Source organism: Geodermatophilus sp. SYSU D00867, from assembly GCF_054050315.1.
This window is the reverse complement of record NZ_JBJGZC010000009.1, coordinates 53,221-80,126: the sequence shown is the minus strand read 5'-3', so window position 1 is coordinate 80,126 and position 26,906 is coordinate 53,221. Positions and strand designations below refer to the sequence as shown.

The 26,906-nt window shown below is 75.7% G+C and carries 22 protein-coding genes; 6 read left to right on the top strand and 16 right to left on the bottom strand.

Annotation, left to right across the window (positions count from 1 at the left end; all coding sequences use genetic code 11):
* On the top strand, positions 1-759 hold the full coding sequence (locus ACI8AK_RS10350) for an SDR family NAD(P)-dependent oxidoreductase (protein ID WP_387986609.1): 759 nt from the start codon (positions 1-3) through the stop codon (positions 757-759).
* A 6-nt stretch (positions 760-765) separates the two neighbouring features.
* Here the strand turns inward: ACI8AK_RS10350 and ACI8AK_RS10345 are convergent, their stop codons facing one another.
* Positions 766-1,167 carry a VOC family protein gene (locus tag ACI8AK_RS10345; protein WP_456956155.1) on the bottom strand — a complete coding sequence of 134 codons (402 nt, stop codon included), beginning with the start codon at positions 1,165-1,167 and terminating at the stop codon, positions 766-768.
* 106 nt (positions 1,168-1,273) lie between these two features.
* Between ACI8AK_RS10345 and ACI8AK_RS10340 the strand changes: the two genes are divergently transcribed.
* Entirely contained in the window at positions 1,274-2,218 is a 945-nt protein-coding gene (locus tag ACI8AK_RS10340; RefSeq protein WP_456956153.1) for a helix-turn-helix transcriptional regulator, read from the top strand.
* Positions 2,219-2,287: 69 nt separating this feature from the next.
* On the opposite strand, the gene ACI8AK_RS10335 is transcribed toward ACI8AK_RS10340, so the two are convergent.
* A complete protein-coding gene (locus ACI8AK_RS10335; protein WP_456956151.1) occupies positions 2,288-4,603 on the bottom strand; it encodes a M20/M25/M40 family metallo-hydrolase in 2,316 nt (771 codons plus the stop codon).
* Positions 4,604-4,669: 66 nt separating this feature from the next.
* Between ACI8AK_RS10335 and ACI8AK_RS10330 the strand changes: the two genes are divergently transcribed.
* Positions 4,670-5,710, top strand: coding sequence for a molybdopterin-dependent oxidoreductase (locus ACI8AK_RS10330; RefSeq protein ID WP_456956149.1), 1,041 nt, complete (start codon positions 4,670-4,672; stop codon positions 5,708-5,710).
* A 4-nt stretch (positions 5,711-5,714) separates the two neighbouring features.
* Here ACI8AK_RS10330 and hisH read toward each other — a convergent pair whose 3' ends face one another.
* The 5 genes from hisH to hisD form a co-directional block, all read right to left on the bottom strand.
* Complete coding sequence (gene hisH / locus ACI8AK_RS10325) at positions 5,715-6,350, bottom strand: imidazole glycerol phosphate synthase subunit HisH (protein ID WP_387986598.1); 636 nt, start codon at positions 6,348-6,350, stop codon at positions 5,715-5,717.
* Positions 6,351-6,477: 127 nt separating this feature from the next.
* Entirely contained in the window at positions 6,478-6,654 is a 177-nt protein-coding gene (locus ACI8AK_RS10320; RefSeq protein ID WP_387986597.1) for a hypothetical protein, read from the bottom strand.
* 3 nt (positions 6,655-6,657) lie between these two features.
* Positions 6,658-7,254, bottom strand: a complete 597-nt coding sequence (gene hisB / locus ACI8AK_RS10315) for an imidazoleglycerol-phosphate dehydratase HisB (protein ID WP_456956148.1) — start codon at positions 7,252-7,254, stop codon at positions 6,658-6,660.
* A 5-nt stretch (positions 7,255-7,259) separates the two neighbouring features.
* Positions 7,260-8,378: a histidinol-phosphate transaminase gene (locus tag ACI8AK_RS10310; protein ID WP_387986593.1), complete on the bottom strand. Its 1,119-nt coding sequence runs from the start codon at positions 8,376-8,378 to the stop codon at positions 7,260-7,262.
* Positions 8,375-9,679 (bottom strand): histidinol dehydrogenase, encoded by a 1,305-nt coding sequence (hisD, locus tag ACI8AK_RS10305; protein WP_387986592.1) that lies wholly within the window; start codon positions 9,677-9,679, stop codon positions 8,375-8,377. The genes ACI8AK_RS10310 and hisD overlap by 4 nt, the downstream gene beginning before the upstream one ends.
* 105 nt (positions 9,680-9,784) lie before the next feature.
* On the opposite strand from hisD, the gene ACI8AK_RS10300 reads away from it, so the two are divergent.
* Positions 9,785-10,621 carry an LON peptidase substrate-binding domain-containing protein gene (locus ACI8AK_RS10300; protein WP_387986590.1) on the top strand — a complete coding sequence of 279 codons (837 nt, stop codon included), beginning with the start codon at positions 9,785-9,787 and terminating at the stop codon, positions 10,619-10,621.
* A 125-nt stretch (positions 10,622-10,746) separates the two neighbouring features.
* On the opposite strand, the gene ACI8AK_RS10295 is transcribed toward ACI8AK_RS10300, so the two are convergent.
* From ACI8AK_RS10295 to lspA, 6 genes are all read right to left on the bottom strand, one after another.
* Positions 10,747-11,415, bottom strand: a complete 669-nt coding sequence (locus ACI8AK_RS10295; RefSeq protein ID WP_456956147.1) for a hypothetical protein — start codon at positions 11,413-11,415, stop codon at positions 10,747-10,749.
* Between the two features lie 50 nt (positions 11,416-11,465).
* Positions 11,466-15,032 carry a DNA polymerase III subunit alpha gene (dnaE, locus tag ACI8AK_RS10290; protein ID WP_456950677.1) on the bottom strand — a complete coding sequence of 1,189 codons (3,567 nt, stop codon included), beginning with the start codon at positions 15,030-15,032 and terminating at the stop codon, positions 11,466-11,468.
* Positions 15,033-15,244: 212 nt separating this feature from the next.
* Positions 15,245-15,688, bottom strand: coding sequence for a GNAT family N-acetyltransferase (locus ACI8AK_RS10285; protein WP_456903886.1), 444 nt, complete (start codon positions 15,686-15,688; stop codon positions 15,245-15,247).
* Positions 15,685-16,503, bottom strand: a complete 819-nt coding sequence (locus ACI8AK_RS10280) for a CPBP family intramembrane glutamic endopeptidase (RefSeq protein ID WP_456956145.1) — start codon at positions 16,501-16,503, stop codon at positions 15,685-15,687. The genes ACI8AK_RS10285 and ACI8AK_RS10280 overlap by 4 nt, the downstream gene beginning before the upstream one ends.
* 7 nt (positions 16,504-16,510) lie before the next feature.
* Positions 16,511-17,446, bottom strand: a complete 936-nt coding sequence (locus ACI8AK_RS10275) for an RluA family pseudouridine synthase (protein WP_387986581.1) — start codon at positions 17,444-17,446, stop codon at positions 16,511-16,513.
* Between the two features lie 17 nt (positions 17,447-17,463).
* Positions 17,464-18,048, bottom strand: coding sequence for a signal peptidase II (lspA, locus tag ACI8AK_RS10270; protein WP_456903880.1), 585 nt, complete (start codon positions 18,046-18,048; stop codon positions 17,464-17,466).
* A gap of 298 nt (positions 18,049-18,346) precedes the next feature.
* On the opposite strand from lspA, the gene mqo reads away from it, so the two are divergent.
* Complete coding sequence (gene mqo / locus ACI8AK_RS10265; protein WP_387986576.1) at positions 18,347-19,840, top strand: malate dehydrogenase (quinone); 1,494 nt, start codon at positions 18,347-18,349, stop codon at positions 19,838-19,840.
* Positions 19,841-19,927: 87 nt separating this feature from the next.
* On the opposite strand, the gene ACI8AK_RS10260 is transcribed toward mqo, so the two are convergent.
* Positions 19,928-21,439 (bottom strand): potassium/proton antiporter, encoded by a 1,512-nt coding sequence (locus tag ACI8AK_RS10260; protein WP_456903877.1) that lies wholly within the window; start codon positions 21,437-21,439, stop codon positions 19,928-19,930.
* A 117-nt stretch (positions 21,440-21,556) separates the two neighbouring features.
* Between ACI8AK_RS10260 and ileS the strand changes: the two genes are divergently transcribed.
* Positions 21,557-24,727, top strand: a complete 3,171-nt coding sequence (gene ileS, locus ACI8AK_RS10255) for an isoleucine--tRNA ligase (RefSeq protein WP_387986570.1) — start codon at positions 21,557-21,559, stop codon at positions 24,725-24,727.
* Between the two features lie 34 nt (positions 24,728-24,761).
* Here the strand turns inward: ileS and ACI8AK_RS10250 are convergent, their stop codons facing one another.
* Both ACI8AK_RS10250 and ACI8AK_RS10245 read right to left on the bottom strand, forming a co-directional pair.
* Entirely contained in the window at positions 24,762-25,529 is a 768-nt protein-coding gene (locus ACI8AK_RS10250) for a hypothetical protein (protein WP_456956143.1), read from the bottom strand.
* Positions 25,530-25,556: 27 nt separating this feature from the next.
* Positions 25,557-26,678, bottom strand: coding sequence for an ABC transporter ATP-binding protein (locus ACI8AK_RS10245; protein ID WP_456956141.1), 1,122 nt, complete (start codon positions 26,676-26,678; stop codon positions 25,557-25,559).
* Positions 26,679-26,906 lie beyond the last annotated feature (228 nt).

Genomic DNA, 26,906 nt, shown 5'->3' with positions numbered 1-26,906 from the left:
GTGACCTCCTCCTCGCGCGCCGTCCTCGTCACCGGTGGCTCCCGCGGCATCGGCCGCGCGATCGCCCGCGCCTTCGCCGGGCGCGGGGACCGGGTGGCCGTCCACTGGGGCACGTCGAAGGAGCGCGCCGAGGCCGTGCTCGCCGAGCTGCCCGGGTCCGGCCACGCGCTGGTGCAGGCCGACATGACCGACGCCGAGGCCGTGGGCGCGATGGTCGACGCCGCCGCCGAAGCGCTGGGCGGGCTGGACGTGCTGGTCAACAACGCCGGCGTCTTCGTCGCCTCCCCGCCGCTGGAGTCGTCGTTCGAGCACTGGCAGGAGGTGTGGGAGCGGACGCTCGCGGTCAACCTGCTCGGCGCGGCCCACGCGACCTTCCGCGCCGTGCCGCACCTGCGGGCCGCCGGCGGCGGCGCGGTGGTCAACGTGTCCAGCCGCGGCGCCTTCCGCGGCGAGCCGCAGAACCCGGCCTACGGCGCCTCGAAGGCCGGGATGAACGCGTTCGCGCAGTCGATGGCGCTGGCGCTCGCGCCGCTGGGCATCTCGGTCACCGCGGTGGCGCCGGGCTTCGTGCAGACCGAGATGGCGCGCGAGGTGCTCGACGGCCCCGGTGGCGACGCCGTCCGCGCGCAGTCGCCGTTCGGCCGGGTCGCGCGCCCGGAGGAGGTGGCCTCGGCGGTGCTGTGGCTGGCGTCGCCGGAGGCGCGGTTCAGCACCGGGACGATCGTCGACGTCAACGGCGCGTCCTACCTGCGCAGCTGACCCCGGTCAGCCGCCGTGCGCGGCGGCCCAGTGCGGGCTGGTGATGAGGCCGAGCAGGTTGCCGAACGGGTCGGCGACCACCGCGGTGGACCAGCCCTCGCCGCGGACGGTGGGCGGGGAGACGACGGTGGCGCCGGCGTCCTCGAGGCGCCGCAGCGCGGCGGGCAGGTCGTCGACGTGCCAGTGGACGACGACGCCGGCCGGCTGCCCGGCGGCCCAGGTGGCGTAGCGGGCGTCCATGATCCCGAGCTCGTCCTCGTCGTCGCCGATGCGGAACTCGACGTAGGCCGACGGCCCCTCGACCGGCCGGGTGAAGTAGGGCCCGGTGCCGAGCACGCCGGCGTACCAGCGGACGGCGGCGGGGACGTCGTCGGCGAGCAGGGTCACGGTGGCCAGTCCTCGGAGCACGGGAGGGTCCCTCCGTCGGGCGGTCCGCCTGCTGCGTCCCGCTGGATCCCATGCTCCGCGGGGAAGTGCTCACCTCCTGAGCACTTTCCGCGGCATCCTCGGCGGCGTGCGCGCCGACCGGCTGGTGGCCCTCCTCCTGCTGCTCCAGGCCCGCGGCCGGGTCACCGCCGCGCAGGCCGCCGCCGAGCTGGAGGTGTCGGTCGCGACCGCCCGGCGCGACCTGGAGGCGCTGTCGGCCGCGGGCGTGCCGGTGTACCCGCAGGCCGGGCGGGGCGGCGGGTGGCAGCTGGTCGGCGGGGCGCGCACCGACCTGACCGGCCTGACCGGGCCCGAGGCGCGGGCGCTGTTCCTGCTGCTCGGCCCCGCCACCGCGGCCGGGCCGGACGCCCGGGGCGCGCTGCGCAAGCTGCTGCGGGCGCTGCCGGGGACCTTCCGCGCCGAGGCCGCGGCCGCCGCGGAGGCGGTCGTCGTCGACCCGTCCGGCTGGGGCGAGCGGGCCCGGGACCGGCCGGAGGTGGCGCTGCTGCTCGACGCCGTCGTCGCCCGGCGGGTGGTGGAGTTCGACTACGCCGGGCGCGGCGGCGCGCCCGGGCGGCGGCGGGCCGAGCCGTGGGGGCTCGTGGACAAGGACGGCACCTGGTACCTGGTGGCCGGCACCGCCGCTGGCCGGCGCACCTTCCGCGTCGACCGCATGGGGGCGCCGGCGGTGACCGGGGAGGGCTTCGAGCGGCCCGCCGGGCTCGACCTGCCCGGCGCGTGGGACGAGGTGGTCGGCGAGGTGGAGCGGCGCCGGTCGCCGGAGGCCGCGACGGTGGTGGTGCCCGCGCGGCTGGTGCCGGTGCTGCGCGACCGGTTCGGCCGGCACTGCGCCGTCGAGGGCGGCCCGGACGGCGACGGGCGCGTGCGGCTGCGGGTCGCGGCCCACACGGTGCGCGCGGTCGCCGAGCAGCTGGCCGGGTTCGGCGCCGCGGTGGAGGTGGTCGAGCCCGCCGCGGTGCGCGCGGAGCTGGCCGCGATCGGCGCGGAGCTGCTGGCCCGCCACGGCGGTTGAGCGCCCGGTGCCGACCTGCGGCTGCCCCGACCGCGCCGGGACGGCCACAGGTCGGCGTGCGGCGCCGGGTCAGCCGAGGTCCGTCGTCGCCCCCACGACCACGAGGTCGGAGCTGTGCGTGCCGGCCGCGTCCACGCCCGGTGGGCGGGGCTCGAAGCCGGGCAGGTCGTCCAGCCCGTCGCTGCCGTCGACCACCCGCAGCCGCAGCGGCCCGTCGCCGTCCACGGTGAACGTCGCCTCCACGCCCTGCGCGGGCGGCGCGTGGAAGGTGACCCACAGCCGGTCCTCCCCCAGCGCCTGCGCCGGGACGTCGCGCGCCTCCACGCGGGCGGCGGTGACCGTGCCGCCGTCGGCGGTCAGGTCCAGCACCACCAGCCGGACCTCGCGCTGCGGCGTGACCCGCACGGTGACCGTCCGCTGCCCGCCGGAGGAGCGGTCGTCGACGACCTCGACCCGCGACGTCGGCAGGCCCGCGACCTCCGCCGGCCCGGCCGCCACCGCCTCCCCGGCGAGGTACGGGTAGTCGTGCGGCAGCGTCCGCGGGGTGCCGACGTAGCGCGCCGTGTACTCCCCCGGGTCGTCCTCGGTGCTGGCCCACCACGCCTCGCCGGTGTCGGCCTCCAGGGCGTAGACCAGCCGGCTGGGCACCGGGTGCTGCGGGTCGAAGCGGTCCACGGCCAGCCCGACGGCGGTGAGCAGCACGGTCAGGACGACGGCGACCCCGGGCACGGCCGGCGTCCGCAGCCGCGCGCGGCCGGCCGGGAACAGCCCCTCCACCACCGGCAGCAGGGCCAGGGCGAGCACCGTCGCGACCGCCGCCGGCGCGGCCCCGCCGGCCAGGCCGAGCGCCGGGAGGAACAGCGCCACGGTCGGCGCGAGGACGACGACCGCGACCGCCCCGGCGACCAGCGCGCCGGCGGGCTGCGCGCGCCGAGGCAGCAGCCCGGTGAGCGCGCCGGCCAGCGCCGGCAGCGCGGCCAGGTACGACCCGCCGGGCGCCAGCGCCGCGAGGACTCCCGCGAGGACGGCGAGCAGGGCCAGCGCCCCGGTGCGCAGTGCCGCGGCGCCCAGGCGGCGGCGCAGCAGCGCGTACCAGGCGAGCACCACCACCGCGACGAGCGCGACCGCCGCCAGCCGGAACCAGCCCGGCTGCCACGGGTCGGTCATCGAGGCGTAGCCGGGCCGGATGAGCACCAGCAGCCGCCACAGCCCGGTCACCGCCAGCGGCGCCAGCACGAGCGGCAGCAGCGCCGCCGCCGTCCCGAGCAGCGTCCGCGGCACGGAGGAGCCGCGCCGGCGGTCCACCAGCGCCAGGACGACGACGCCGAGCACCGCCGCCCCCGCCAGCGGCCACACCAGCGCGCCCGGGTACCGCGCGAGCCCGGTGGGCAGCGGGAAGTAGGTGGCGTCGCCGTCGCCGGGGCGGGCGAGGCCGGTCAGGTCGGCGTCGCCGAGCTCCCGGGTGAGGGCGAGGGTGTTGTCGCCCAGGGCCTGCAGCGTCCGCCGGTCCAGCCGTTCGGGGGTGTCCTGCGGGGTGTGGTAGCCCGCGTTGCCGTCGATGAAGGCGGTGTTCAGGCCGGTGAAGTCGCCGTCGCCGAGCAGCACGCTGAAGTCGGTGTCGTTGGGCAGCGTCCGGTACACCTCGACGGCGAAGCTGCTGGCCACCGGGTGCGGCACCGCGGCGGCGTACCGCGCGGCCAGCCCGGCGTTGCCCGGCGACGTCTCGAACGTGATCGGCGGGCCGGTGGTGCCGCGGGCCTCGAGGTTGAGCACCACCCCGCCCTCGCTCGCCAGCGGGTGGCTGTCGGCGAACGCCTCGGCGCCGCACAGGCACGCCTCCTCGGCGTCGGTGATGACCACGACGACGTCGTTGCGCAGCGGCTCGCCCTCGCCGAGCGCGCGCACCGTCTCGAGGATCGCGGCCACGCCGGCGGCGTCGTCACTGGCTCCGGGGCCGGTCCCCACCGAGTCCGAGTGCGCGACGAGGAACAGCCGGCCGGTGCTGTCGGTGCCGGGCAGGACCGCGACGACGTTGCGCACCCGCGCCATCTCCGCCGCCCCCGGGCCGGCCTGCCGGGTGCCGACGGCGTTCTGCACCCGGGTGTCCAGGCCGAGGTCGGTGAGCGTGGCGACCAGCCCGTCGACGACGCGCTCGTGCGCCGGGCTGCCGGTGACGTGCACCTGCGCGGCGATCTCCTGCACGTGCGCGAAGGCCCGGCCGGCGCTGAACGACGCCGCCGGGGCGTCGGCGGGCGCGGGGGCCGGCGGCCGGAGCGCCAGCACGCTCCAGACGGTCAGCCCGGCCAGCAGCGCCAGGGTGACGAGCGGGCCGGCCAGCCCCCCGCGGCGCTCGGGTGCCGGGGCGGGCGTGCGCGACGCGGGCAAGCGGGGTCCTCCTCGACCGGGTGCCGGACCGGGTCACCCTAGGCGCGCGCGGAGGACACTCCGGGGATGCTGCGCGGTGCGCTCCCCGCTCGTGCCGGGCGCCGGACGAACCTCGGGCTGCTCGTGCTCCTGCTCGTGGCCGGCGGCACCGGGGTGCTCGCGTTCGGCGTCGGGACGCCGCTGCCCTCGCGGCTGGTGGCCGCCGCGCACGGGGCGGCGGGGCTCGGCCTGCTGCTGCTCGTGCCGTGGAAGGCCGTCGTCGTCCGCAGGTCGCGGGCGCGCACCCGCGGCCGGCGCGACCCGACGGCGGCGTGGGGCCTCGCGGTCCTCGTCGGGCTGACCGTCGTGACCGGCCTCCTGCACACCGTCGCGGGGCCCGGCCTGGCCGTGGGCGGCGTGGCGCTGCTGCAGGTGCACGTCGCGACGGCGGTCGGCACCGCGGTGCTGCTGGCGGTGCACGCCGTGGGCAGCCGGCAGCGGCCGCGGCGCGGCGACGCCTCCCGCCGCGCGCTGCTGCGGGCCGGCGGCCTGGCCGTCGCCGCGGCCGCGCTGTGGGGCGCGGTCGAGGGCGGCCTGCGGCTCACCGGGGCACCGGGCGCGCGCCGGCGCGGCACCGGCTCGCACGAGCGCGGCAGCGGCGACCCCGCGGCCATGCCGGTGACGCAGTGGTTCACCGACGCCGTGCCGGACGACGCCGGCGGGACCGTCGAGCTGGTCGCGGGCGGCCGCACGACCCGGCTGCGCGCCGCCGACCTCGACCGCGGCGACACGGTCACCGCCGTCCTCGACTGCACCGGCGGCTGGTACGCGACGCAGGAGTGGCGCGGCGTGCGGCTGGACCGGCTGCTGGCCGGCGCCGGGCTGCCGGAGGACGGCAGCGTCGACGTCGTGAGCGTGACCGGCTACCGGCGGCGGCTGCCGCCGGCCGACGCGGGCGCGCTGCTGCTGGCCACGCACTGCGCGGGCCGGCCGCTGTCGGCCGGGCACGGGGCGCCGGTGCGGCTGGTCGCGCCGGGCCGGCGCGGCTACTGGTGGGTGAAGTGGGTCCGCCGGGTGGAGGTGGTCGACGCGCCGTGGTGGCTGCAGCCGCCCTTCCCCCTGACGTGACGCGTCAGAGCGTGGCCAGCCAGTTGGTGAGCAGCTGGGCGCCGGCGTCGCCGCTCTTCTCCGGGTGGAACTGCGTCGCCGACAGCGCGGCGTTCTCCACGCCGGCGACGAACCGGTCGCCGTGCTCGGCCCAGGTCACCTTCGGCGGCGCCAGCCGCGACGGCGGGCCGTCCTGGCCCAGGGTGAACTCGCGGACGCCGTAGGAGTGCACGAAGTAGAACCGCTCGTCGGCCAGGCCGTCGAACAGCACGCTGCCCTCGGGCACCTCGACCCGGTTCCAGCCCATGTGCGGCAGGACGGGCGCCTCCAGCTGCTCGACCGTGCCGGGCCACTCACCGCACCCCTCGGCGTCGTGGCCGTGCTCGACCCCGCGCTCGAACAGGACCTGCATGCCGACGCAGATGCCCAGCACCGGCCGGCCGCCGGCCAGCCGCCGGCCGATGGTGCGCGGCCCGTCGACGGCGCGCAGCTCCCGCATGCAGTGGGCGAACGCGCCCACGCCCGGCACGACGAGCCCGTCGGCCTCGAGGGCGGCGTCGCGGTCGGCGGTCACGGTCACGTCGGCGCCGACGCGGGCCAGCGCCCGCTCGGCCGAGCGCAGGTTGCCGGACCCGTAGTCGAGGACGACCACCTTCTTCACGTCTGCCACGGTACGTGGCAGCGCCGCGGTCCCCGCCGGGATTCCCGCCCGGTCCCGGGGCGCCCGCTCGAGCACCGCGGCCACCGCCGGTCGGCGAGGACCGGCCCGGGGAGGCGGTCCCGGTCGCTCAGACGAGCCTCAGGATCCCCGACGCGGTGGCCAGCAGCGCCGCCACCAGCAGGACGACCGCGATCAGGACCTGCGGGCCCGTGCGGCCCCTCGTGTCGTGGTCCGCCTTCCACATGCTCCACGCCCCGCCCAGCAGGAACCCGCCGAGGACGACGAGGACGACGCCGAACTCCATCCGTTACAGCGCGCCCTTGGTGGAGGGGACGTCGGCGACCCGCGGGTCGATCGCGACGGCGGCGCGCAGGGCCCGGGCGAGCGCCTTGAACTGGCCCTCGACGATGTGGTGGGCGTCGCGGCCGGCGTGGAGCACCCGCACGTGCAGGGTGATCCGCGCGTTGAAGGCGAAGGACTCGAGGACGTGCTTGGTCAGCGACGTCGGGTAGTCCGGCCCGATCATCGGCGTCATGGTCTCGGGCTCGGCGTGCACGAAGTACGGCCGGCCGGACAGGTCGACCGCCGCCTGCACGAGCACCTCGTCCATGGGGATCGTGGCGTCGCCGTAGCGGGTGATGCCCTTCTTGTCCCCGAGCGCCTCGCCGAACGCCTGGCCGAGCGCGATGGCGACGTCCTCCACCGTGTGGTGGGCGTCGATGTGCAGGTCGCCGTCGGCCTGCACGGTGAGGTCGATGCCGCTGTGCCGGGACAGCGCGGTGAGCATGTGGTCGTAGAAGCCGACGCCGGTGCTGATCGAGCTCTTCCCGGTGCCGTCGAGGTCCAGCTCGACGACCAGCTTGGTCTCGCTGGTGGCGCGCTCCACGCGGGCGGTACGGCTCATGGGTCTCAGTCTCCCAGGCGGTGGTCGGGGGCCACCTCACCCAGCGCGGTGAGGAAGGCGTCGGTCTCCGCCGGGGTGCCGGCGGTGACCCGCAGCCAGCCGGGGATGCCGACGTCGCGGACGAGGACGTCGCGGTCGAGCAGCGCCTGCCAGGCGGCGTGCGCGTCGGCGAACCGGCCGAACAGGACGAAGTTGGCGTCGCTGGGCACGCTGGTCAGCCCCAGCGACGGCAGGGTGGCGACGATCCGGTCGCGCTGGGCCTTGACCGCGTCGACGGTGGCCAGCAGCGCGTCGGTGTGCGCCAGCGCGGCCCGCGCGGCGGCCTGGGTCAGCGAGGACAGGTGGTAGGGCAGCCGCACCAGCTGCAGCGCGTCGACGACGGCGGGGTCGGCGGCGAGGTAGCCCAGCCGCAGGCCGGCCATGCCGAACGCCTTGCTCATCGTGCGGCTGACCACCAGCCGCGGGCGGCCGGGCAGCAGGCTCAGCGCCGACGGCGTGCCCGTGCGGGCGAACTCCTCGTACGCCTCGTCCACCACGACCATGCCCTCGGTGGCGTCGTGGAGCTGCTCGACCGTCTCCAGCGCGACCGCCGTCCCGGTGGGGTTGTTCGGGCTGGTCACGAAGACGACGTCGGGCCGGACCTCGCGCACCTGGGCGGCGGCCTGCGCGGCGTCGATGGTGAAGTCCTCGCGGCGGTGCCCGTCGACCCACGCCGTCCCGGTGCCGGCGGAGATGATCGGGTGCATCGAGTAGGACGGGGTGAAGCCCAGCGCCGTCCGCCCGGCGCCGCCGAAGGCCTGCAGCAGCTGCTGCAGGACCTCGTTGGAGCCGTTGGCCGCCCACACCTGCGCGGGCTCGACCCGCTCCCCGCCGCGGCTGAGGTAGGCGGCGAGGTCGGTGCGCAGCGCGACGGCGTCCCGGTCGGGGTAGCGGTTGAGCTCCAGCGCCGCGTGCCCGAGCGCCTCGCCGAGCGTGGCCAGCAGCTCCGCGGGCAGCGGGTGCGGGTTCTCGTTGGTGTTGAGCCGGTGGGTGACCTGCAGCTGCGGGGCGCCGTAGGGCGTGCGCCCGCGCAGCTCCGGCCGCAGCGGGAGCTCGTCGATCGACGTCCTCGGGGTGGCCGTCACGGCTTCTGCCGCACCCGGACCGCGGCCGCGTGCGCGGGCAGGTCCTCGGCGTGGGCGAGGGCGTCGACGTGCCCGGCCACCTCGGCCAGCGCCTGCTCGTCGTACTCGACGACGTGGATGCCGCGCAGGAACGACTGCACCGACAGGCCGCTGGAGTGCCGGGCGCAGCCGCCGGTGGGCAGCACGTGGTTGGAGCCGGCGATGTAGTCGCCCAGCGACACCGGCGACCAGGCGCCGACGAACACCGCGCCGGCGTTGCGCACTCGCAGCGCCACGTCGCGGGCGTCGCGGGTCTGGATCTCCAGGTGCTCGGCGGCGTAGGCGTCGACCACCGCCAGGCCGGCGTCGAGGTCGTCGACCAGCACGATCCCCGACTGGCTGCCGTCCAGCGCCGTGAGGATGCGGTCGGAGTGCTTGGTGGCCGCGACCTGGCCGGGGACGAGGTCGAGGACGGCGTCGGCCAGCTCCTCGCTCGTGGTGACCAGCACCGCGCCGGCCAGCGGGTCGTGCTCGGCCTGGCTGATCAGGTCCGCGGCGACGTGCACCGGGTCGGCGGTGTCGTCGGCGAGGATCGCGACCTCGGTGGGGCCGGCCTCGGAGTCGATGCCGATCAGCCCGCGCAGCAGCCGCTTGGCGGCGGTCACGTAGACGTTGCCGGGGCCGGTGACCACGTCCACCGGCTCGCACGAGCCCGCGCCGTAGCCGAACACCGCGATCGCCTGCGCGCCGCCGACGGCGTAGACCTCGGTCACGCCGAGCAGCGCGCACGCGGCCAGCACGCCCGGGTCGGGCAGGCCGCCGTGGTCGCGCTGCGGCGGGGAGGCGACGGCGATCGACGCGACGCCGGCGATCTGCGCCGGGACGACGTTCATCACCACGCTGGACAGCAGCGGCGCCAGCCCGCCGGGGACGTAGAGGCCGACGCGGCGCACCGGCACCCAGCGCTCGGTGACCGTGCCGCCGCGGACCACCTGGGTGGTGACGTCGGTGCGCGCCTGGTCGGCGTGCACCCTCCGCACCCGGGCGATGGCCTCCTCGAGCGCGGCCCGCACGTCGGGGGCCAGCCCGTCGAGCGCGCCCTGGATCGCGTCGGCCGGGACGGCGAAGTCCTCGAGGTCGACGCCGTCGAGGCGGGCGGTGATCTCGCGGACCGCCTGGGCGCCGCGGACGCGGACGTCCTCGCACAGCGGCCGGACGGTGGCCAGCACGGAGTCGATGTCGGTGGCGGCGCGCGGCAGCAGGCCGGCCAGGTCACGGACCCCCGGCAGCGCGGATCCACGCAGGTCGATGCGGGCGAGCACGGGAGGCCTCCGGAACCAGGCGAGGGACGACCTCCCAGCGTAGTCGGGGTCCGGCCGCCCGCCGTCACGGCGCCGGGGGCCGGGGGCGCCCGTAGGCTCGCCGGTGTGGGCGACCTCATCCCGCTGTTCCCGCTCGGGTCGCCGCTGTTCCCCGGGATCGTGCTGCCGCTGCAGGTCTTCGAGCCCCGCTACCGGGCGCTGGTGCGGGACCTGCTGGCGCAGCCGGAGGACGGCGACGGCCGGTTCTTCGGGGTGGTCGCGATCCGGCAGGGCTGGGAGGTCGAGCGGGTCGCCCCCGCCCAGGCGCTCTACGACGTCGGCTGCACCGCGCACCTGCAGACCGTGCGACCGCAGCCCGACGGCGGGTTCCGCCTCACCACCGTCGGTGGCGACCGGTTCCGGCTGCTCGACGTCCTGGTCGGCGGGGACGACGAGGACGAGGACGGCACGCCCTACCTGCGCGCCGAGGTCGAGTGGCTGGCCGAGGAGGAGGCCGCCGAGGAGGCGGCCGGTGACCAGGAGGTGGGGTCCTCCCCGCCCGGCGGGGGCCCGGACGAGGGGCTGGTGGCCGAGGTGGCCCGCGGGTCGCTCGACGTGCTGGAGCGCGGGGTGGGCTCGCTGTTCACCCGCTACGTGAGCGCCGTGGCGAGCCTGCAGACCGGCGGCGCGGAGACCGCCGTGGCCGGCGACGCGCAGGACCTCGAGGGCACCGACGCGCTCCTCGACGTCGTCGACGGGGACGCCCGCGCGCTGTCCTACCTGGTGGCCTCGGCGGCGCTGCTGACCACCGAGGACCGGCAGGCGCTCCTGGCCGAGTCGGCGACCCGGCGGCGGCTGGTGGCCGAGACGCGGATGCTGCGCCGGGAGCTGACCCTGCTCCGGACGGTGGGGGCGGTCCCGGCGCCGCTGCAGCAGTTCGCCGGCCCGACCAGCCTCAACTAGGCGGAGGGCCCCCTACCCCCGTGGAGGACCTCCCTGCCCCCCACCGCTCGCGAGCTCGCGGCGGGACCCTGCAGGAAGGCCGGTGGAGGCTCGCGGCGGGACCCTGCGGGGGCCGTCCCAGGACGTCACCCCCGGCCGAGGTCGTCGCGGGCGGCGAACAGCGCCGCGACCACGTAGACCAGCAGCGCGGCGAACGGGGCCACCGCCAGCGCCGGCGGGCTGGACAGCTCCAGCCCGGTGGTCACCCGGGTGCCGACGTCGCTGAGCTGGGCCGGCGTCGGCCCGGGCGCGAGCAGCTCCCCCAGCTGCCAGGCGAGGACCCCGGCCAGCGCGGTGCCGAGCGCGGTGCCGACCACGGTGGCCACGCCCCGCCGGCGGCGCATCCCCCAGGCGATCCCGCCGGCGAGCAGGCCGAGGCCGGCGAGGACGAGCACCAGCACCGAGTCGTCGGCGACCAGCAGCTCCGCCGACGGGCGCCCGACCGGCACCGCCCCGCCCTCGACCACCTCGAACCGGGCCCGCGGCGCCAGCCAGACCCACAGCAGGCCGGCCGGGACACCCGCGAGCGCGACGAGCGCCGCCCACAGCGCCGCCCCCCGCAGGTCCCGCCGCAGCTCCGCCAGCAGCGCGGCACCGGCCGGCCGGGCGGGCGGCACCGCGGCCGGGACGGCACCGGGGGCGACGTCCCCGGCGCCGGAGGCGGCGTTCCCGGCGCCGGGAGCGGTGCCCGCGGCGCCGACCACCGAGGCGGGCGGGGCGTACGGGCTGTCGGGGAGCGGAGACGGGCTGCTCACGACCCCCAGTGAACCCCGCGGAGCGGACGGCCCGCTCCCGGGCGTGCCGGTCACAGCAGGGCGACGCTGGTCGGTCCCAGCAGTGCCTTGATGTCGCCCATGAGGGCCGTGCTCGGCCGCACCCGCAGCCCCTGGTCCAGCCGCAGCACCGTCTCGCGCCCGTTGTTGAGCAGCTTGAGGTGCACCTCGGTGGTGCCCGGGTGGCTGCCCAGCACCTCGCGCAGCCGTTCGACCACCGGCGGGGTGCAGCGGGCCGCGGCCATCGACACGAGCACCGGGCCGCGGGGGCCCTCGGTGAGCTCGGGGACGGTCACCTCGGAGCCGAACAGCGAGGGCTGGTCGTCGCGGCGGCTGATCCGGCCCTTGACCACGACGATCTGGTCGCGGACGACCTTCTCCGAGACCTCCGCCCAGGTCTTCGGGAAGAACAGCACCTCGATGCCGGACTCGAGGTCCTCCAGCGTCGCGATGGCCCACGGCGCGCCCTGCTTGTTGGTGCGGGGCTGCACCGAGGTGAGGATGCCGGCGATCGTGACGTTCGCGCCGTCCTCGACCCCGCCGGCGTTGATCTCCGCGATCGGGGTGTCCGCGTTGGCGGCGAGCACGTGCTCGACGCCGTGCAGCGGGTGGTCGGAGACGTAGAGGCCGAGCATGTCGCGCTCGAAGACCAGCCGCTCGGACTTCGACCAGTCCGCCGTCGGGACGGCGATGTCCAGCGCGCTGCCGAACGGGTCGTCCCCGTCGCCGCCGAAGCTGCCGAACAGGTCGAACTGGCCCTCGGCCTCCTTGCGCTTGAGCGACATGGCGGCGTCGACGGCCTGGGCGTGGATGGCGGCGATGCCCTGGCGCGAGTGGCCGAGGGAGTCGAAGGCGCCGGCCTTGGCCAGGGACTCGATGACCTTCTTGTTGCAGGCCACCGTGTCGATCTTGCGCATGAAGTCGGCGAAGTCCTTGAACGCGCCCTTCTCCTCGCGCGCCCGGACGATCGAGTCGACGACGTTGGTGCCCACGTTGCGCACCGACGCCAGGCCGAAGCGGATGTCGGTGCCGACCGCGGTGAAGTCCCAGGAGGACTCGTTGACGTCCGGCGGGAGCACCTTGATGCCCATCCGGCGGCACTCGGCCAGGTAGACCGGCCGGCGGTCCTTGTCGTCGCCGACGCTGGTGAGCAGCCCGGCCATGTACTCGGCCGGGTAGTTGGCCTTGAGGTAGGCCGTCCAGTAGGAGACCAGGCCGTAGGCCGCCGAGTGCGCCTTGTTGAACGCGTAGTCGGCGAACGGGACGAGGATGTCCCACAGGGTCTTGATCGCGGCGTCGGAGTAGCCGCGCTCCTTCATGCCGGCCTCGAAGCCGACGAACTCGGCGTCGAGGACGGACTTCTTCTTCTTGCCCATCGCGCGGCGCAGCAGGTCGGCCTTGCCGAGCGAGTACCCGGCGACCTTCTGCGCGATCGCCATGACCTGCTCCTGGTACACGATCAGGCCGTACGTGCCGCCCAGGATGTCCTCGAGCGGCTCGGCCAGCTCGGGGTGGATCGGCGTGATCTCCTGCTGGCCGTTCTTGCGCAGCGCGTAGTTGGTGTGCGAGTTCGCGCCCATCGGGCCCGGCCGGTAGAGCGCGCCGACCGCGGAGATGTCCTCGAAGTTGTCCGGCCGCATGAGCCGCAGCAGCGAGCGCATCGGCCCGCCGTCGAACTGGAAGACGCCGAGGGTGTCACCGCGGGCCAGCAGGTCGTAGGTGGCCTTGTCGGTGAGGTCCTTGCTGATCTCGTCGAGGTCGATCGGCTCCTTGCCGTTCGCGACGATGTTGCGCAGCGCGTCGTCGATGACCGTGAGGTTGCGCAGGCCCAGGAAGTCCATCTTCAGCAGGCCGAGCGTCTCGCAGGTCGGGTAGTCGAACTGCGTGATGATCGCGCCGTCGTTCTCGCGGCGCATGATCGGGATCGAGTCGATCAGCGGGTAGCGGCCGATGATGACGCCGGCCGCGTGCACGCCCCACTGCCGCTTCAGGCCCTCGAGCTTGCGCGCCTGGTCGACGACCTCGGCCGCGCCGGGGTCGGACTCGTAGCGGGCGCGGAACTCCGCGGCCTCCTTGTAGCGCGGGTGGGCCGGGTCGAAGACGCCCGACAGCGGGATGCCCTTGCCCATCACGTCCGGGGGCATGAGCTTGGTCAGCTCGTCGCCCACCGAGTAGGGGCGGTCGAGCACCCGGGCGGCGTCCTTGATCGCCGCCTTGGCCTTGATGGTGCCGTAGGTGACGATCTGGCTGACCCGCTCCTCGCCGTACTTCCGCGAGACGTATTGGATGACCTCCCCGCGGCGGCGGTCGTCGAAGTCGATGTCGACGTCGGGCATCGAGACGCGCTCGGGGTTGAGGAACCGCTCGAAGATCAGCCCGTGCTGCAGCGGGTCGAGGTCGGTGATGCCCATGGCGTAGGCGGCCAGCGAGCCCGCGGCCGAGCCGCGGCCGGGGCCGACGCGGATGCCGTTGTCCTTGGCCCAGTTGATGAAGTCGGCGACCACGAGGAAGTACCCGGGGAAGCCCATCTGGGTGATGATCCCGACCTCGTAGTCGGCCTGCTTGCGCACGTGGTCGGGGATGCCGTTCGGGTAGCGCTTGTGCAGCCCCCGCTCGACCTCCTTGACGAACCAGGAGGTCTCGTCCTCCCCCGGCGGCAGGGGGAACCGCGGCATGAGGTCGGCGCCCTCGGTGAAGGTCACCTCGCACTGCTCGGCGACCAGCAGCGTGTTGTCGCACGCCGAGGCCAGGTCGCCGGGGAACAGCGCGCGCATCTCGGCGGCGCTCTTCAGGTAGTAGCCGTCGCCGTTGAACTTGAAGCGGTTGGTCTCGTTCAGCCGCGCCCCGGTCTGGATGCACAGCAGGGCGTCGTGGGCCTCGGCGTCCTCCTTGTGCGTGTAGTGGAGGTCGTTGGTGGCCAGCAGCGGGATGCCCAGGTCCTTCGCGATCTCCAGCAGCTGCGGGCGGGTCTTCTGCTCGATGGACAGGCCGTGGTCCATCAGCTCGGCGTAGAAGTTCTCCTTGCCGAAGATGTCCTGGAAGTCGGCGGCCGCCTGCCGGGCGCGGTCGAGCTTGCCCGCGCGCAGCCACATGTTGACCTCGCCGGACGGGCAGCCCGTCGTCGCGATGAGGCCCGTGCCGTAGCGCTCGAGCAGGTCGCGGTCGAAGCGCGGCTTGCGGTACTGGCCCTCGAGGCTGGCCAGCGAGGAGATGCGGAAGAGGTTGTGCATCCCCTCGGTGGTGCGCGCCAGCAGGGTCATGTGCGTGTAGGCGGCCTTGCCGCGGGAGGACCCGCCCTCGCCGTCCTCGTCGATGAGGTTGTCGCCGAAGTCGAACGGCGCCCGGTCGAACCGCGAGCCGGGCGTGTAGTAGCCCTCCATGCCGATGATCGGCTTCACGCCGGCGGCCTTGGCCTGCTTGTAGAAGTCGTAGGCGCCGAAGACGTTGCCGTGGTCGGTCATGGCCAGCGCCGGCATGCCCTGCTCGGCCGCGGCCTTCGTCACCTCGGGCAGCTTGGCCGCCCCGTCGAGCATCGAGTACTCGGTGTGGACGTGCAGGTGCGCGAACGAGTCGGTGCTCTGGGCGGCGCTGCTGCTCACGGCGGTGCGGTGCTCCTCACGGGTCGTGCTGGCCCGGCCGTCGGGTGCTCCGGCGGGCGACCGGCGGGGAAGACCGGGCGGCGCGGTGCGGGCTCGGGACTGGTCCGGCCGGGCACCGACGCAGGCCCGGGCCGGTCCCCTGATCCTCGCACCGGGGACGTTCTACGCCGAGGGTCTGACAGGACGTGTCCCGGCGCGGCGGGACGACCCCGTCACAGTCGGCGGCGCATGGTGACGTGCCGGATGCCGGCCTCCTCGTACTCCTCGCCGACGGCGGTGTAGCCGGCCCGCTCGTAGAAGCCGCGGGCGGTGACCTGCGCGTGCAGCTCCACCTCGGTCAGGCCGCGCAGCGCCGCTTGCCGGTGCAGCTCGGTCAGCACCGCGGCGCCGTGCCCGGCGCCGCGGGCGGCGGCGTCGACGGCCATGCGGCCGATCACCCCCCGCCCGTCGCGCTCGAGCAGCCGCCCGGTGGCCACCACCCGGCCGGCCAGGTCGCCGTGGAGGCCCCGGCTGACCGCGTGGACGGCGGTGGCGTCGGCGGCGTCCTGCTCGACCTCCGGCGGCACGCCCTGCTCCTCGACGAAGACCCGGGTGCGCACCGCGACCACCTCCGGCCAGTCGGCGGCGGTGGCGACGACGGCCGTCGGGGCGCTCACGCGGGCGCCCCGCCGGTGGCGCGCGGCGCGGGCAGCGCCTCGGGCAGCGCCGACGACGGCACGAGCAGGAACCGCAGGTCGACCGCGGCGTGCAGCAGCACCGGCAGCAGCAGCGACCCCGTCTCCAGGTACAGCGCCGCGAACACCCCGCCCAGCACGCCGGTGAGCACGACCCCGCCCACCCCCTGGTAGGCGTGCGCCAGCCCGAAGGCCACGGCCGCGACGGCGACCAGGACCGCGTGCGGCAGCCCGCCGCCCACCGCGGCGACCACCGCGAGGAAGAACCCGCGGTAGAGCCACTCCTCGCACACCCCCGCGGTCACCCCGACGACGGTGAACAGCCGCCGCTCGGACCGGCTGCGCGGCAGCAGGGCCAGGGTGGCGTGCACGGGCGGCTCGGCGTGCCGGCCCTGGGCGGGCGGGGAGGTGCCCGGCTGCGGCGTGCCCGCACGGGTCAGCGCCCCGCTGCGCAGCGCCCGGACCGAGACCAGCGCCAGGACCAGGACCAGCAGCGCGGCGGCGCCGGTGACCGGTCCCGGCGGGCCGGTGGGCCAGGCCAGCCCGACGGCGGCGGCGTCGACGTCCGGCGCTGCCAGCCAGACGACGAGGGCGAGGGCCGCCAGCCCCCACTCGAGGACCAGCAGCCGCCGGTAGAAGGAGCGCCGGGCGGCCGGGTCGGTGCGCAGCCGGCCCTCGAAGCGGCGGTGCAGCACGTGCCCGACCAGCGGCTCGCCGGCGACGAGGTAGACCCCGACGACCACGGCCGACAGCGTGGCGGGGCCCCAGTCGGCGAGGGTGGCGGGGAGGCCGGTCACGGGAGGGTCAGGACTCGGCGCGCAGGACGGCCAGCGCCCCGGCGAGGTCGTCCGGGTAGTCGCTGGTGAACTCGACCCGGTGCCCGTCGGCGGGGTGCGCGAAGCCCAGCCGCACCGCGTGCAGCCACTGCCGGGACACCCCGAGCCGGGCGGCCAGCGTCGGGTCGGCGCCGTAGGCGGTGTCGCCGACGCAGGGGTGGCGCAGCGCGGAGAAGTGCACCCGGATCTGGTGGGTGCGGCCGGTCTCGAGGTGGATGTCGACCAGGCTGGCGGCCGGGAAGGCCTCGATCACCTCGTAGTGGGTGACCGACGGGCGCCCCCCGGAGACGACGGCGAACTTCCAGTCGTGCCGCGGGTGCCGGTCGATGGGCGCGTCGATGGTGCCGCGCGAGGGGTCGGGGTGGCCCTGTACGAGCGCGTGGTAGCCCTTGTCGACCGTCCGCTCCTTGAACGCCGCCTTGAGCAGCGTGTAGGCGCGCTCGCTCTTGGCGACGACCATCAGCCCCGTCGTGGCGGCGTCGAGGCGGTGCACCACGCCCTGCCGCTCCGGGGCGCCGGAGGTGGAGATGCGGTAGCCGGCCGCGGCGAGCCCGCCGACGACGGTCGGGCCCTCCCAGCCGGGGCTCGGGTGCGCCGCGACGCCGACCGGCTTGTCGACGACCACCACGTCGTCGTCGTCGTGGACGACGGTCAGGCCGGGCACCGGCTCGGGCGGCGGCGCCTCCCCCGGCGGCGGGGGCAGCTCGACCTCCAGCCAGCTGCCGCCGGTGAGCCGGTCGCCCTTGCCGCGGACGCGGCCGTCGACCCACACCTTGTCGGCGTCGGCGAGGTCGGCGGCGACCGCGCGGGACAGCCCGAACAGCCGCGCCAGCGCCTGGTCCACCCGCTGGCCCTCCAGGCCGTCGGGCACCGGGAGGGCGCGGTGCTGACCGGGAGCGCTCACCGGTCCATCGTGACAGGTCAGCCGCGGGACACCGCGCCGTCGCCGCGGTCGCGGGTCCGGGTGCCGTCGAACTCGACGCCGCGCAGCGCGAGGTAGGCCCCGAGCAGCCCGCCGCAGACGATCGCGGAGTCGGCCAGGTTGAAGATCGGGTACACCTCGCCGTCCGGCGCGAACACCGACAGGAAGTCGACGACGCCGCCGCGCAGGAACCCCGGCTCGCGGAACACGCGGTCGACCAGGTTGCCCAGGGCGCCGCCGAGGACCAGCCCCAGCGCGACTGCCCAGCCGGTGGAGTACAGCCGCCGCGCCGTCCGGACGATCACCACGGCGACGGCGACCGCGACCAGCGTGAAGACGACGGTGAAGCCCTCGGCGAAGGAGAAGGCGGCGCCGGTGTTGCGCGCGTGCGTGAGGTACAGCGCCCCGCCGAGCACCCGGAGGTTCTCGCCGCGGTCGATCGTGGCGACGACGAGCAGCTTGCTGCCGAGGTCGGCGAGGAAGACGGCCGCGGCGAGCAGGAGGAGCAGCCGCGTGCGCGCGCGCCGGGCCGGTGCCGGGGCGGCAGCGTCCGCGGCGGCAGCGTGCACGGCGGCGTCGTGCACGGCGGCGTCGTCCGGAGCGGCCGCGGCGGGGGCCTCCGCGGGGTCCTCGGGTCGCTCGCTCAGCGGGGGGCTCCTCGTGCTCGCGGCGGTGTGCGGGTGGCCGCGGGAGGCGGCCGGCGAGCCCGACGATAGCCTCGGCGGCCGTGCCTCCCGGCCCGCGGCGCGGCCGTACCACCGCCGCGACGGTGAGGCAGCTCACCGCCGGGTAGACGAATCTCACACCCCGCCGAGGGCGTCCCGGGACGCCGTTCGGCCGATCGTCGGAGATGGCGCACGTCCACCCGGCAGGAAGGCAGTCGTGTCCACCGACCTCGGTTCAGCCACCGACCCCGATGTGGTGCTCGTCGGCGGGGGCATCATGAGCGCGACCCTGGCGTCGCTGCTCGGTGTCATCGCGCCGGAGTGGAGCATCACCGTCTTCGAGTCCGCGGACGCGGTGGCGGGCGAGAGCTCGGACGCGTGGAACAACGCCGGCACCGGGCACGCGGCGCTGTGCGAGCTGAACTACACGCCCGCGGGGCCGGACGGCCGGGTGGACACCACCAAGGCCCGCCTCATCAACGAGCAGTTCCAGGTGTCGCGCCAGTTCTGGTCGCACCTGGTGCGAAGCGGCCTGACCGGCTCGCCCAAGGAGTTCATCTCCCCCGTCCCGCACGTCAGCTTCGTGACCGGGGAGGGCGGGCGCACCTACATGCGCAACCGCCACGCGGCGCTGTCGGCCGAGCCGCTGTTCGCCGGGCTCGAGTACACCGACGACCCCGCCGAGCTGGCGGGGTGGGTGCCGCTGGTCATGGACGGCCGCGACCCCGCGCAGGTCGTCGCCGCGACCCGCTCGGTCGCCGGCACCGACGTCAACTTCGGCGCGCTGACCCGGCTGCTGCTCGAGCAGGGCGAGGCCCGCGGCGTGCAGGTGCACACCGGCCAGCGGGTCACCGGCCTGGAGAAGCGCGACGACGGCCGCTGGAAGGTCACCGTCACCGACGGGCGGACCGGCGAGGAGCGCACCGTGCGCGCCCGGTTCGTCTTCGTCGGCGCCGGCGGCGGCGCGCTGCCGCTGCTGCAGAAGGCGGCGGTCCCCGAGATCCGCGGGTTCGGCGGCTTCCCGGTCAGCGGCATGTTCCTGCGCACCCGCTCCCCCGAGCTGGTCAGCCGGCACCAGGCCAAGGTCTACGGGCAGGCCGCCGTCGGGGCGCCGCCCATGTCGGTGCCGCACCTGGACCTGCGCCTGGTCGACGGCGAGTTCTCGCTGCTGTTCGGCCCCTACGCCGGCTGGTCGCCGAAGTTCCTCAAGGCCGGCTCGGTGTTCGACCTGCCGCTGTCGGTCAAGCCGAACAACCTCGGCTCGATGCTGGGCGTGGCCCGCACCGAGCTGGCGCTGACCAAGTACCTGGTCACCGAGCTGCTGCAGTCGCGCAAGGCCCGCCACCGCACGCTGACGGAGTTCGTGCCCCTGGCCGAGCAGGCCGACTGGGAGATGATCACCGCCGGCCAGCGGGTGCAGGTCATCAAGCGCGACCCGAGGAGCGGCAAGGGCGTGCTGCAGTTCGGCACCGAGCTCATCGTCGGCGGCGACGGCTCGATCGCGGGCCTGCTGGGCGCCTCCCCCGGCGCCTCGACGGCGGTCTCGGCGATGCTCTCGCTGGTCGAGCGGGCGTTCCCCGACCGGGTGGCCGCGCGCCGCGCCGCGCTCGAGGAGGCGATCCCCTCCTACGGCCGCGACCTCTCCTCCGACCCGGCCCTGCTGGCGGCCGTCCGCGCGGACACGACGCAGACCCTCGAGCTCAACGGCTGAGGTCCGCTCCGTTCCCGCGACTGGGGGAGTCGTCGTCCGGGCGCCGGTCCGGACGACGACTCCCCGCAGTCGTCGTCCGGGGGCCGCTCAGTCGGACTCGGTCGCGGCGCCCTGCTCGCCGCGCCAGGTGGCCAGCCGGCCCGCGCGGCTGACCGCCCGCAGCCGGCGCTCGGCCTCCGGGCGGGAGCGGCGGGCCGACACCAGCAGCGCCTGGTCCCCGCGCATGAGCCGGGTGGTCTCGTCGGGCACGAACGACCGCCCGTCGCGGACGATCAGCACCACCGCGGCGTCCTCGGGCAGCCGCAGCTCGGGCAGGTAGACGCCGTGCAGCCGGGAGCCGTCGGGCACCCGCATCTGCATGAGCTCGGCGTCGAGCTCCTCCAGCGGCGCTGACTCCACCTCGATCTCGCGCGGGGTCAGCGGCGCGGCGATGCCCAGCCGGCGGGCCACCCAGGGCAGCGACGAGCCCTGCACGACGGTGAAGACGACGACCAGCACGAAGACCGTGTCGAAGACGAACGAGGCGCCGGGCACCTGCGCGGTGAGCGGGAAGGTGGCCAGCACGATCGGCACCGCGCCGCGCAGCCCCGCCCAGGACACGAACGCCTGCTGCACCGCCGGCATGCGGAACCAGACGAGGCTCGCCAGCACCGACAGCGGCCGCGCCACCAGCAGCAGCGCCAGCCCGACCAGCAGCGCCGGGCCGATCGCGTCGGGCAGCCGGCCGGGCGAGACCAGCAGCCCGAGCAGGACGAACAGCCCGATCTGGGCCAGCGTGGCCATGCCCTCCGCGAAGCCGATCGTGACCGCCCGGTGCGGCAGCGCCGCGTTGCCGAGCACCAGCCCGCACAGGTAGACGGCGACGAAGCCCGACGTGTGCGCCAGCGACGCCGACGCGAACGCGAGCACGCACAGCGCCAGCGTGGCCAGCGGGTAGAAGCCCGACAGCGGCAGCGCCGCGCGGCGCAGCAGCCAGGCACCCCCGGCCCCGAGCGCCAGCCCGACCACCGCGCCGCCGACCAGCTCGGCGACCACCACCACCACGGTCACCCACCAGGACTCCGTCTCCTCCCCGGTGAGCGCGTCGGACAGCACTGCGACCAGCAGGATGACGGGCGCGTCGTTGAGCCCGGACTCCACCTCCAGCGCGGCCACCATCCGGCGCGGCAGGGGCAGCCGGCGCAGGGTCGCGAACACCGCGGCGGCGTCGGTCGAGCTCACGACGGCGCCCAGCAGCAGCGCGAACGGCCAGTCCAGGTCCAGGAGCCAGACGCCGATCGCCGCCGTCGTCGCCACGCTGACCACGACGCCGACCGTCGACAGGGCCAGCCCCGGCCCGACGGCGCGGCGTACGTCGCCCCACCGGGTGGTCAGGCCGCCCTCGGCGAGGATGACGACGAGCGCGGCGACGCCGAGGGTCTGGGTGAGCGCGACGTCCTCGAACTCGATGCCCAGCCCGCTCTCCCCCAGCGCCACACCGAGCGCGAGGTAGAGCAGCAGGCTCGGCAGACCCAGCCGGTCGGCCACGCGCAGGGCGACCGCGGCCACGAGCACCACCAGCGCCCCGACTGCCAGGGCGAGCGTGACCGTGGTGTTCACCGCCCGCTCCCCATGGTGATCAGTCTCCCGTACGCCCGCGGCCGGGCCGCCGCGCCTGGACGTGGGCGCGCTCGACGGCTCGGGGACGAGGGGAGGGCAGGGTGGGAGGATCGGTCCGTGAGCTCTCCGTTCCGTGCGCTGCCGCCCCAGGTCGACCTGCCCGCGCTCGAGCAGGACGTGCTGCGCCGCTGGGAGGACGCCGACGTCTTCGCCCGGTCGCTGGAGGCCTCGCAGGGCCGCCCGCAGTGGGTCTTCTACGAGGGCCCGCCCACCGCCAACGGGCGCCCGGGCACCCACCACATCGAGGCCCGGGCGTTCAAGGACGTCTTCCCCCGCTTCAAGACGATGCAGGGCTGGCACGTGCCCCGCCGCGCCGGCTGGGACTGCCACGGCCTGCCGGTCGAGATCGCCGTCGAGCAGGAGCTCGGCTTCGCCGGCAAGCCCGACATCGAGCGCTACGGCATCGCCGAGTTCAACGCCCGCTGCCGCGAGTCGGTCATGCGGCACGTGGACGCGTTCAGCGACCTCACCCGCCGCATGGGCTACTGGGTCGACATGTCCACCGCGTACTGGACGATGGACCCCTCCTACATCGAGAGCGTCTGGTGGTCGCTCAAGCAGGTCTTCGACAAGGGCCTGCTGGTCGAGGACCACCGCGTCGCCCCGTACTGCCCGCGCTGCGGCACCGGCCTGTCCGACCACGAGGTCGCCCAGGGCTACGAGTCGATCACCGACCCCTCGGTGTACGTCCGGCTGCCGGTCACCGACGGCGAGTGGGCCGGGAAGGCCGACCTGCTGGTCTGGACGACGACGCCGTGGACGCTGCCGTCGAACACCGCCGTCGCGGTGCACCCCGACGTCACGTACCTGGTGGCGCGCGACAACTCCGACCCGGCCCGCCCCACCCTCGTCGTCGCCGAGCCGCTGCTGGGCGCCGTCTTCGGCGACACCGACGACGTCGAGGTGCTGGCGCGCACGACCGGCCGCGACTGGGAGCGCACCCACTACCGGCGCCCGTTCGAGCTGGTCGACTTCCCCGAGGGCCCCGACGGTCGGCCGCAGGACGCGCACTACGTCGTCCTCGCCGACTACGTCACCACCGACGACGGCACCGGCCTGGTCCACCAGTCCCCCGCGTTCGGCGCCGACGACCTCGCCGTCTGCCGCGCCTACGGCCTGCCGGTGGTCAACCCGATCGACGCCTCCGGCCACTTCCTGCCGGAGGTGCCGCTGGTCGGCGGGCGCTTCTTCAAGGCCGCCGACGACGCCCTCGTCGTCGACCTGCAGCAGCGCGGCGTCCTGTGGCGCGAGCAGCGCTACGAGCACAGCTACCCGCACTGCTGGCGCTGCCACACGCCGCTCATGTACTACGCGCAGCCGTCCTGGTACATCCGCACCAGCGCGGTCAAGGACCAGCTGCTCGCGGAGAACGAGAAGACGCACTGGCACCCCGAGACCATCCAGTGGGGCCGCTACGGCGACTGGCTGAACAACAACGTCGACTGGGCGCTGTCCCGCGACCGGTACTGGGGCACCCCGCTGCCGATCTGGCGCAACGACGCCGACCCGTCCCGCACGGTCGTCGTCGGCTCGCTGGCGGAGCTGTCGGAGCTGGCCGGCCGCGACCTGTCCGACCTGGACCCGCACCGCCCCTTCATCGACGAGGTGACCTTCACCCGCCCCGGCGAGGAGGGGACCTACCGGCGCGTGCCGCAGGTCATCGACGCCTGGTACGACTCCGGCTCCATGCCCTTCGCGCAGTGGGGCGCGCCGCACCGGAACCGGGAGGAGTTCGAGGCGGCCTACCCGGCGCAGTTCATCTGCGAGGCGATCGACCAGACCCGCGGCTGGTTCTACTCGCTGATGGCCGTCGGCACGCTGGTGTTCGGCAGGAACTCCTACGAGAACGTGCTGTGCCTGGGCCACATCCTCGCCGAGGACGGCCGCAAGATGAGCAAGCACCTGGGCAACATCCTCGAGCCGATCCCGCTCATGGACCGGCACGGCGCCGACGCCGTCCGCTGGTTCATGCTGGCCGGCGGCTCGCCGTGGTCGGCGCGGCGGGTCGGGCACGAGACGCTGTCCGAGGTGGTCCGCAAGGTCCTGCTGACCTACTGGAACACCGCCAGCTTCCTCACCCTGTACGCCGAGACCAACGGCTGGGACCCGGCCGCCTCCCCCGCTCCCCCGCGGGCCGAGCGGCCGCTGCTGGACCGCTGGGCGCTCGCCCAGCTGGCCGCGGTCACCGAGGGCGTCACCGACGCGCTGGAGGCCTTCGACACCCAGGGCGCCGGGCGGCTGCTCGCGCAGTTCGTCGACGACCTGTCCAACTGGTACGTCCGCCGCTCGCGGCGCCGGTTCTGGGACGGCGACCCCTCGGCGCTGGGCACCCTGCACGAGGTGCTCGACGGGCTGACCCGGCTGATGGCGCCGTTCACCCCGTTCGTCACCGAGGAGGTCTGGACGCGCGTCGTGCGGCCGGGCCTCGGCGACGACGCCCCGGACTCGGTGCACCTGGCGTCCTGGCCGGCCGTCGACGAGGACGCCCGCGACCCGCAGCTGGTGGCGCAGGTGGACCTGGTGCGCCGGCTGGTGGAGCTGGGCCGGGCGGCGCGGACCTCGGCGAGGGTGCGCACCCGCCAGCCGCTGGCGCGGGCCCTGGTCGCCGCGCCCGGCTGGTCCGCGATGGGCCGCGACCTGGTGGCCGAGGTCGCCGACGAGCTCAACGTGGCCGAGCTCGACGAGCTGGCGGCGGTGGGCGGCGACCTGGTCGACGTCAGCGTCAAGGTCGACTTCCGCGCCGTCGGGCGGCGGCTGGGCAAGCAGGTGCAGGCGGTGGCGAAGGCCGTCGCCGCGGCCGACCCCGCCGCCCTGGTCGCGGCCTACCGGGCCGGGACCGCGTCGGTCGACGTCGACGGCGAGGCGGTGCCGCTGGCCGAGGGCGACCTGGTGGTCACCGAGACCCCGCGCGAGGGCTGGACGGTGGCCAGCGCCGCCGGGCTGACCGTGGCGCTGGACCTCACGCTCACCCCGGAGCTGGAGCGGGCCGGGCTGGTCCGCGAGGCGGTGCGGCTGGTGCAGGAGGCCCGCAAGAACGCGGGCCTGGCGGTCAGCGACCGGATCGAGCTGTGGTGGACCGCCGACGGGCCGATGGCCGAGGCGCTCACCGCGTCCGGCGAGCAGCTGGCCGGCGAGGTGCTCGCCACCGCCGTCCACGCGGGTACCGCGGGCGAGGGTGCCGGCGTCGAGGGGCCGAACGGCTCCCGCTTCTGGCTCGCCCGGGCCTGACCTCGTGGCCGCCTGACGCGGCCGCCCGCCGCGGTCAGCCGCGGCGGGCGGCCCTGCGGGCGCGCTCGACGGTGGCCAGGTGCGCGTCCGGTCCGCAGACCGCGCACGGGGTGAACCCGTCGGTGCGCGCCTCGTTCACCGGCAGCGGGATCGGCTCCCGGCCGGCCAGCCAGGGGCAGTCGGCCAGGTGGTAGCGCGGGTGCTCGTCGACGACGAGCACCTCGTCGGTCAGGTCCACGACCAGGAGCAGGTCGGTGACCTCGACGTCCTCCTCCGGGGTGTCGCCCCCGTTCAGGGACGCGCCCGTGGCGGCGCCGCGGGCGGGCTGCGCGGGGGCCCGGGCGGGCGCCTCGGCGGCGGCGGGCCCGGCGGGTGGCCCGTCCGTCTCGGGGGCCTCGTGCCGCCCGGCGCGGGCCGGCCGCTCCGCCGGGGCGGGCTCCCCGGCCGCGGCCTCCTCGGCGCGGACCGGCGCGGCGGGCGCCTCGCCCGGCCGCGGCGCCTCCGCGGGCCGGTCCGCGGTCCGCCCGGCTGAGCGGGGCGGCTCCGTGCTGGTCCGCTCCGTGCGGGTCCGCTCCGTGCTGGTCCGCTCCGTGCGTGGAGGGGCGTCCGTGCGGCCCGGGGTGCGGCCGGCGTCCGGGACGCGGGTGCCGGCGGGGGCGCGCAGCCGGGCGACCACCAGCAGGACCGCGGCAAGGGCGCAGGCGCCGACGCAGGCCCAGTACCAGGCGGTGACGGCGGTGACGACGCCGAGCACGAACAGCGCGAGGCCCGCGAGGACCAGCAGCGCCGCGGCGACGATCACCGGCGGCTCCCGGGCGCCGGGCGCCGGTCAGTCCCCGGCATGGCCGATCCGCCGTCCGGTCAGGGCGGAGAAGACGTGCGCCTCGCCGGGGCGGATCGCCACGTGCACGACCTCGCCCTTGGCCGGGGGCCGGCGCGCGTCGGCCCGCAGCACCAGGGGTCGCTCGGTGCCCTCCGCGCCCTCGATGCCGCCCGCGGCCCCGAGCCGTCCGTAGGCGAAGGCGTCCGAGCCGAGCTCCTCCACCACCTGGACCTCGACCGGGAACCCCTCCCCGGTCCCGACGAACTGGACGGCCTCGGGCCGGAAGCCGAGCGTGGCGGTCCCCTCGCCGTCCTGGGCGAGGACGTCGAGCACCGAGCGGGAGAGCGGCACCGGGTGGCCGCCGAGGACGGCGCCCCCCTCGCGCAGCGGCACGGTGACGAGGTTCATCGCCGGGGAGCCGATGAAACCGGCGACGAACTCGTTGACCGGCCGGTCGTAGAGCGCGCGCGGGGTGTCCACCTGCTGGAGGACGCCCTCCTTGAGGACCACGACCCGGTCGCCCATGGTCATGGCCTCGACCTGGTCGTGGGTGACGTAGACCGTCGTCGTCCCGAGCCGGCGCTGCAGGGCGGCGATCTCGGTGCGGGTCTGCACGCGGAGCTTGGCGTCGAGGTTGGACAGCGGCTCGTCCATGAGGAAGACCTGCGGGTTGCGCACGATCGCCCGGCCCATGGCCACCCGCTGCCGCTGGCCGCCCGAGAGCGCCTTGGGCTTGCGGTCGAGGTACTGCTCCAGGTCGAGCAGCCGGGCCGCCTCGCGCACCCGGGTCAGCCGGTCCTCCTTGGACATGCCGGCGATCTTGAGCGCGAAGGCCATGTTGTCGGCCACCGTCATGTGCGGGTACAGCGCGTAGTTCTGGAAGACCATCGCGATGTCCCGCTCCTTGGGCGGGAGGTGGGTGACGTCCCGGTCGCCGATGCGGATCGACCCGTCGGTGACGTCCTCGAGGCCGGCCAGCATCCGCAGCGACGTGGACTTGCCGCAGCCCGACGGGCCGACCAGGACGAGGAACTCGCCGTCGGCGATGGACAGGTCGAGCGCGTCGACCGACGGGCGGGTCGCCCCCGGGTACACGAGCGTGGCCCGGTCGTAGGTGATGGCGGCCATGGCGTTCGTTCAGCATCCCTTCTGCGCCGGTGCAGAGCGCGCCCACTGTGACACGCAGCGTTCGCCGGGGACCAGCGCCCCGCCCGGGCGGCACCCGTCCGGGCCGCCGACCGTGACCGGCCCGTGACCTGCGCGGAGCGTGACCGGGGTCTCCTCCCCCGGACGGGGCACGCGTTGCATAACGGTTTCGGCAACGTGACCGGACGGCGTCGGCCGCGAGGTTATGGT

Excerpts from the sequence above, each read along its gene's own strand:
- ACI8AK_RS10330 (WP_456956149.1), top strand. The coding sequence starts at position 4,670 with ATGCTGCGCGGTGCGCTCCCCGCTCGTGCCGGGCGCCGGACGAACCTC.
- ACI8AK_RS10320 (WP_387986597.1), bottom strand. The coding sequence starts at position 6,654 with ATGGAGTTCGGCGTCGTCCTCGTCGTCCTCGGCGGGTTCCTGCTGGGC.
- hisB (WP_456956148.1), bottom strand. The coding sequence starts at position 7,254 with ATGAGCCGTACCGCCCGCGTGGAGCGCGCCACCAGCGAGACCAAGCTG.
- ACI8AK_RS10245 (WP_456956141.1), bottom strand. The coding sequence starts at position 26,678 with ATGGCCGCCATCACCTACGACCGGGCCACGCTCGTGTACCCGGGGGCG.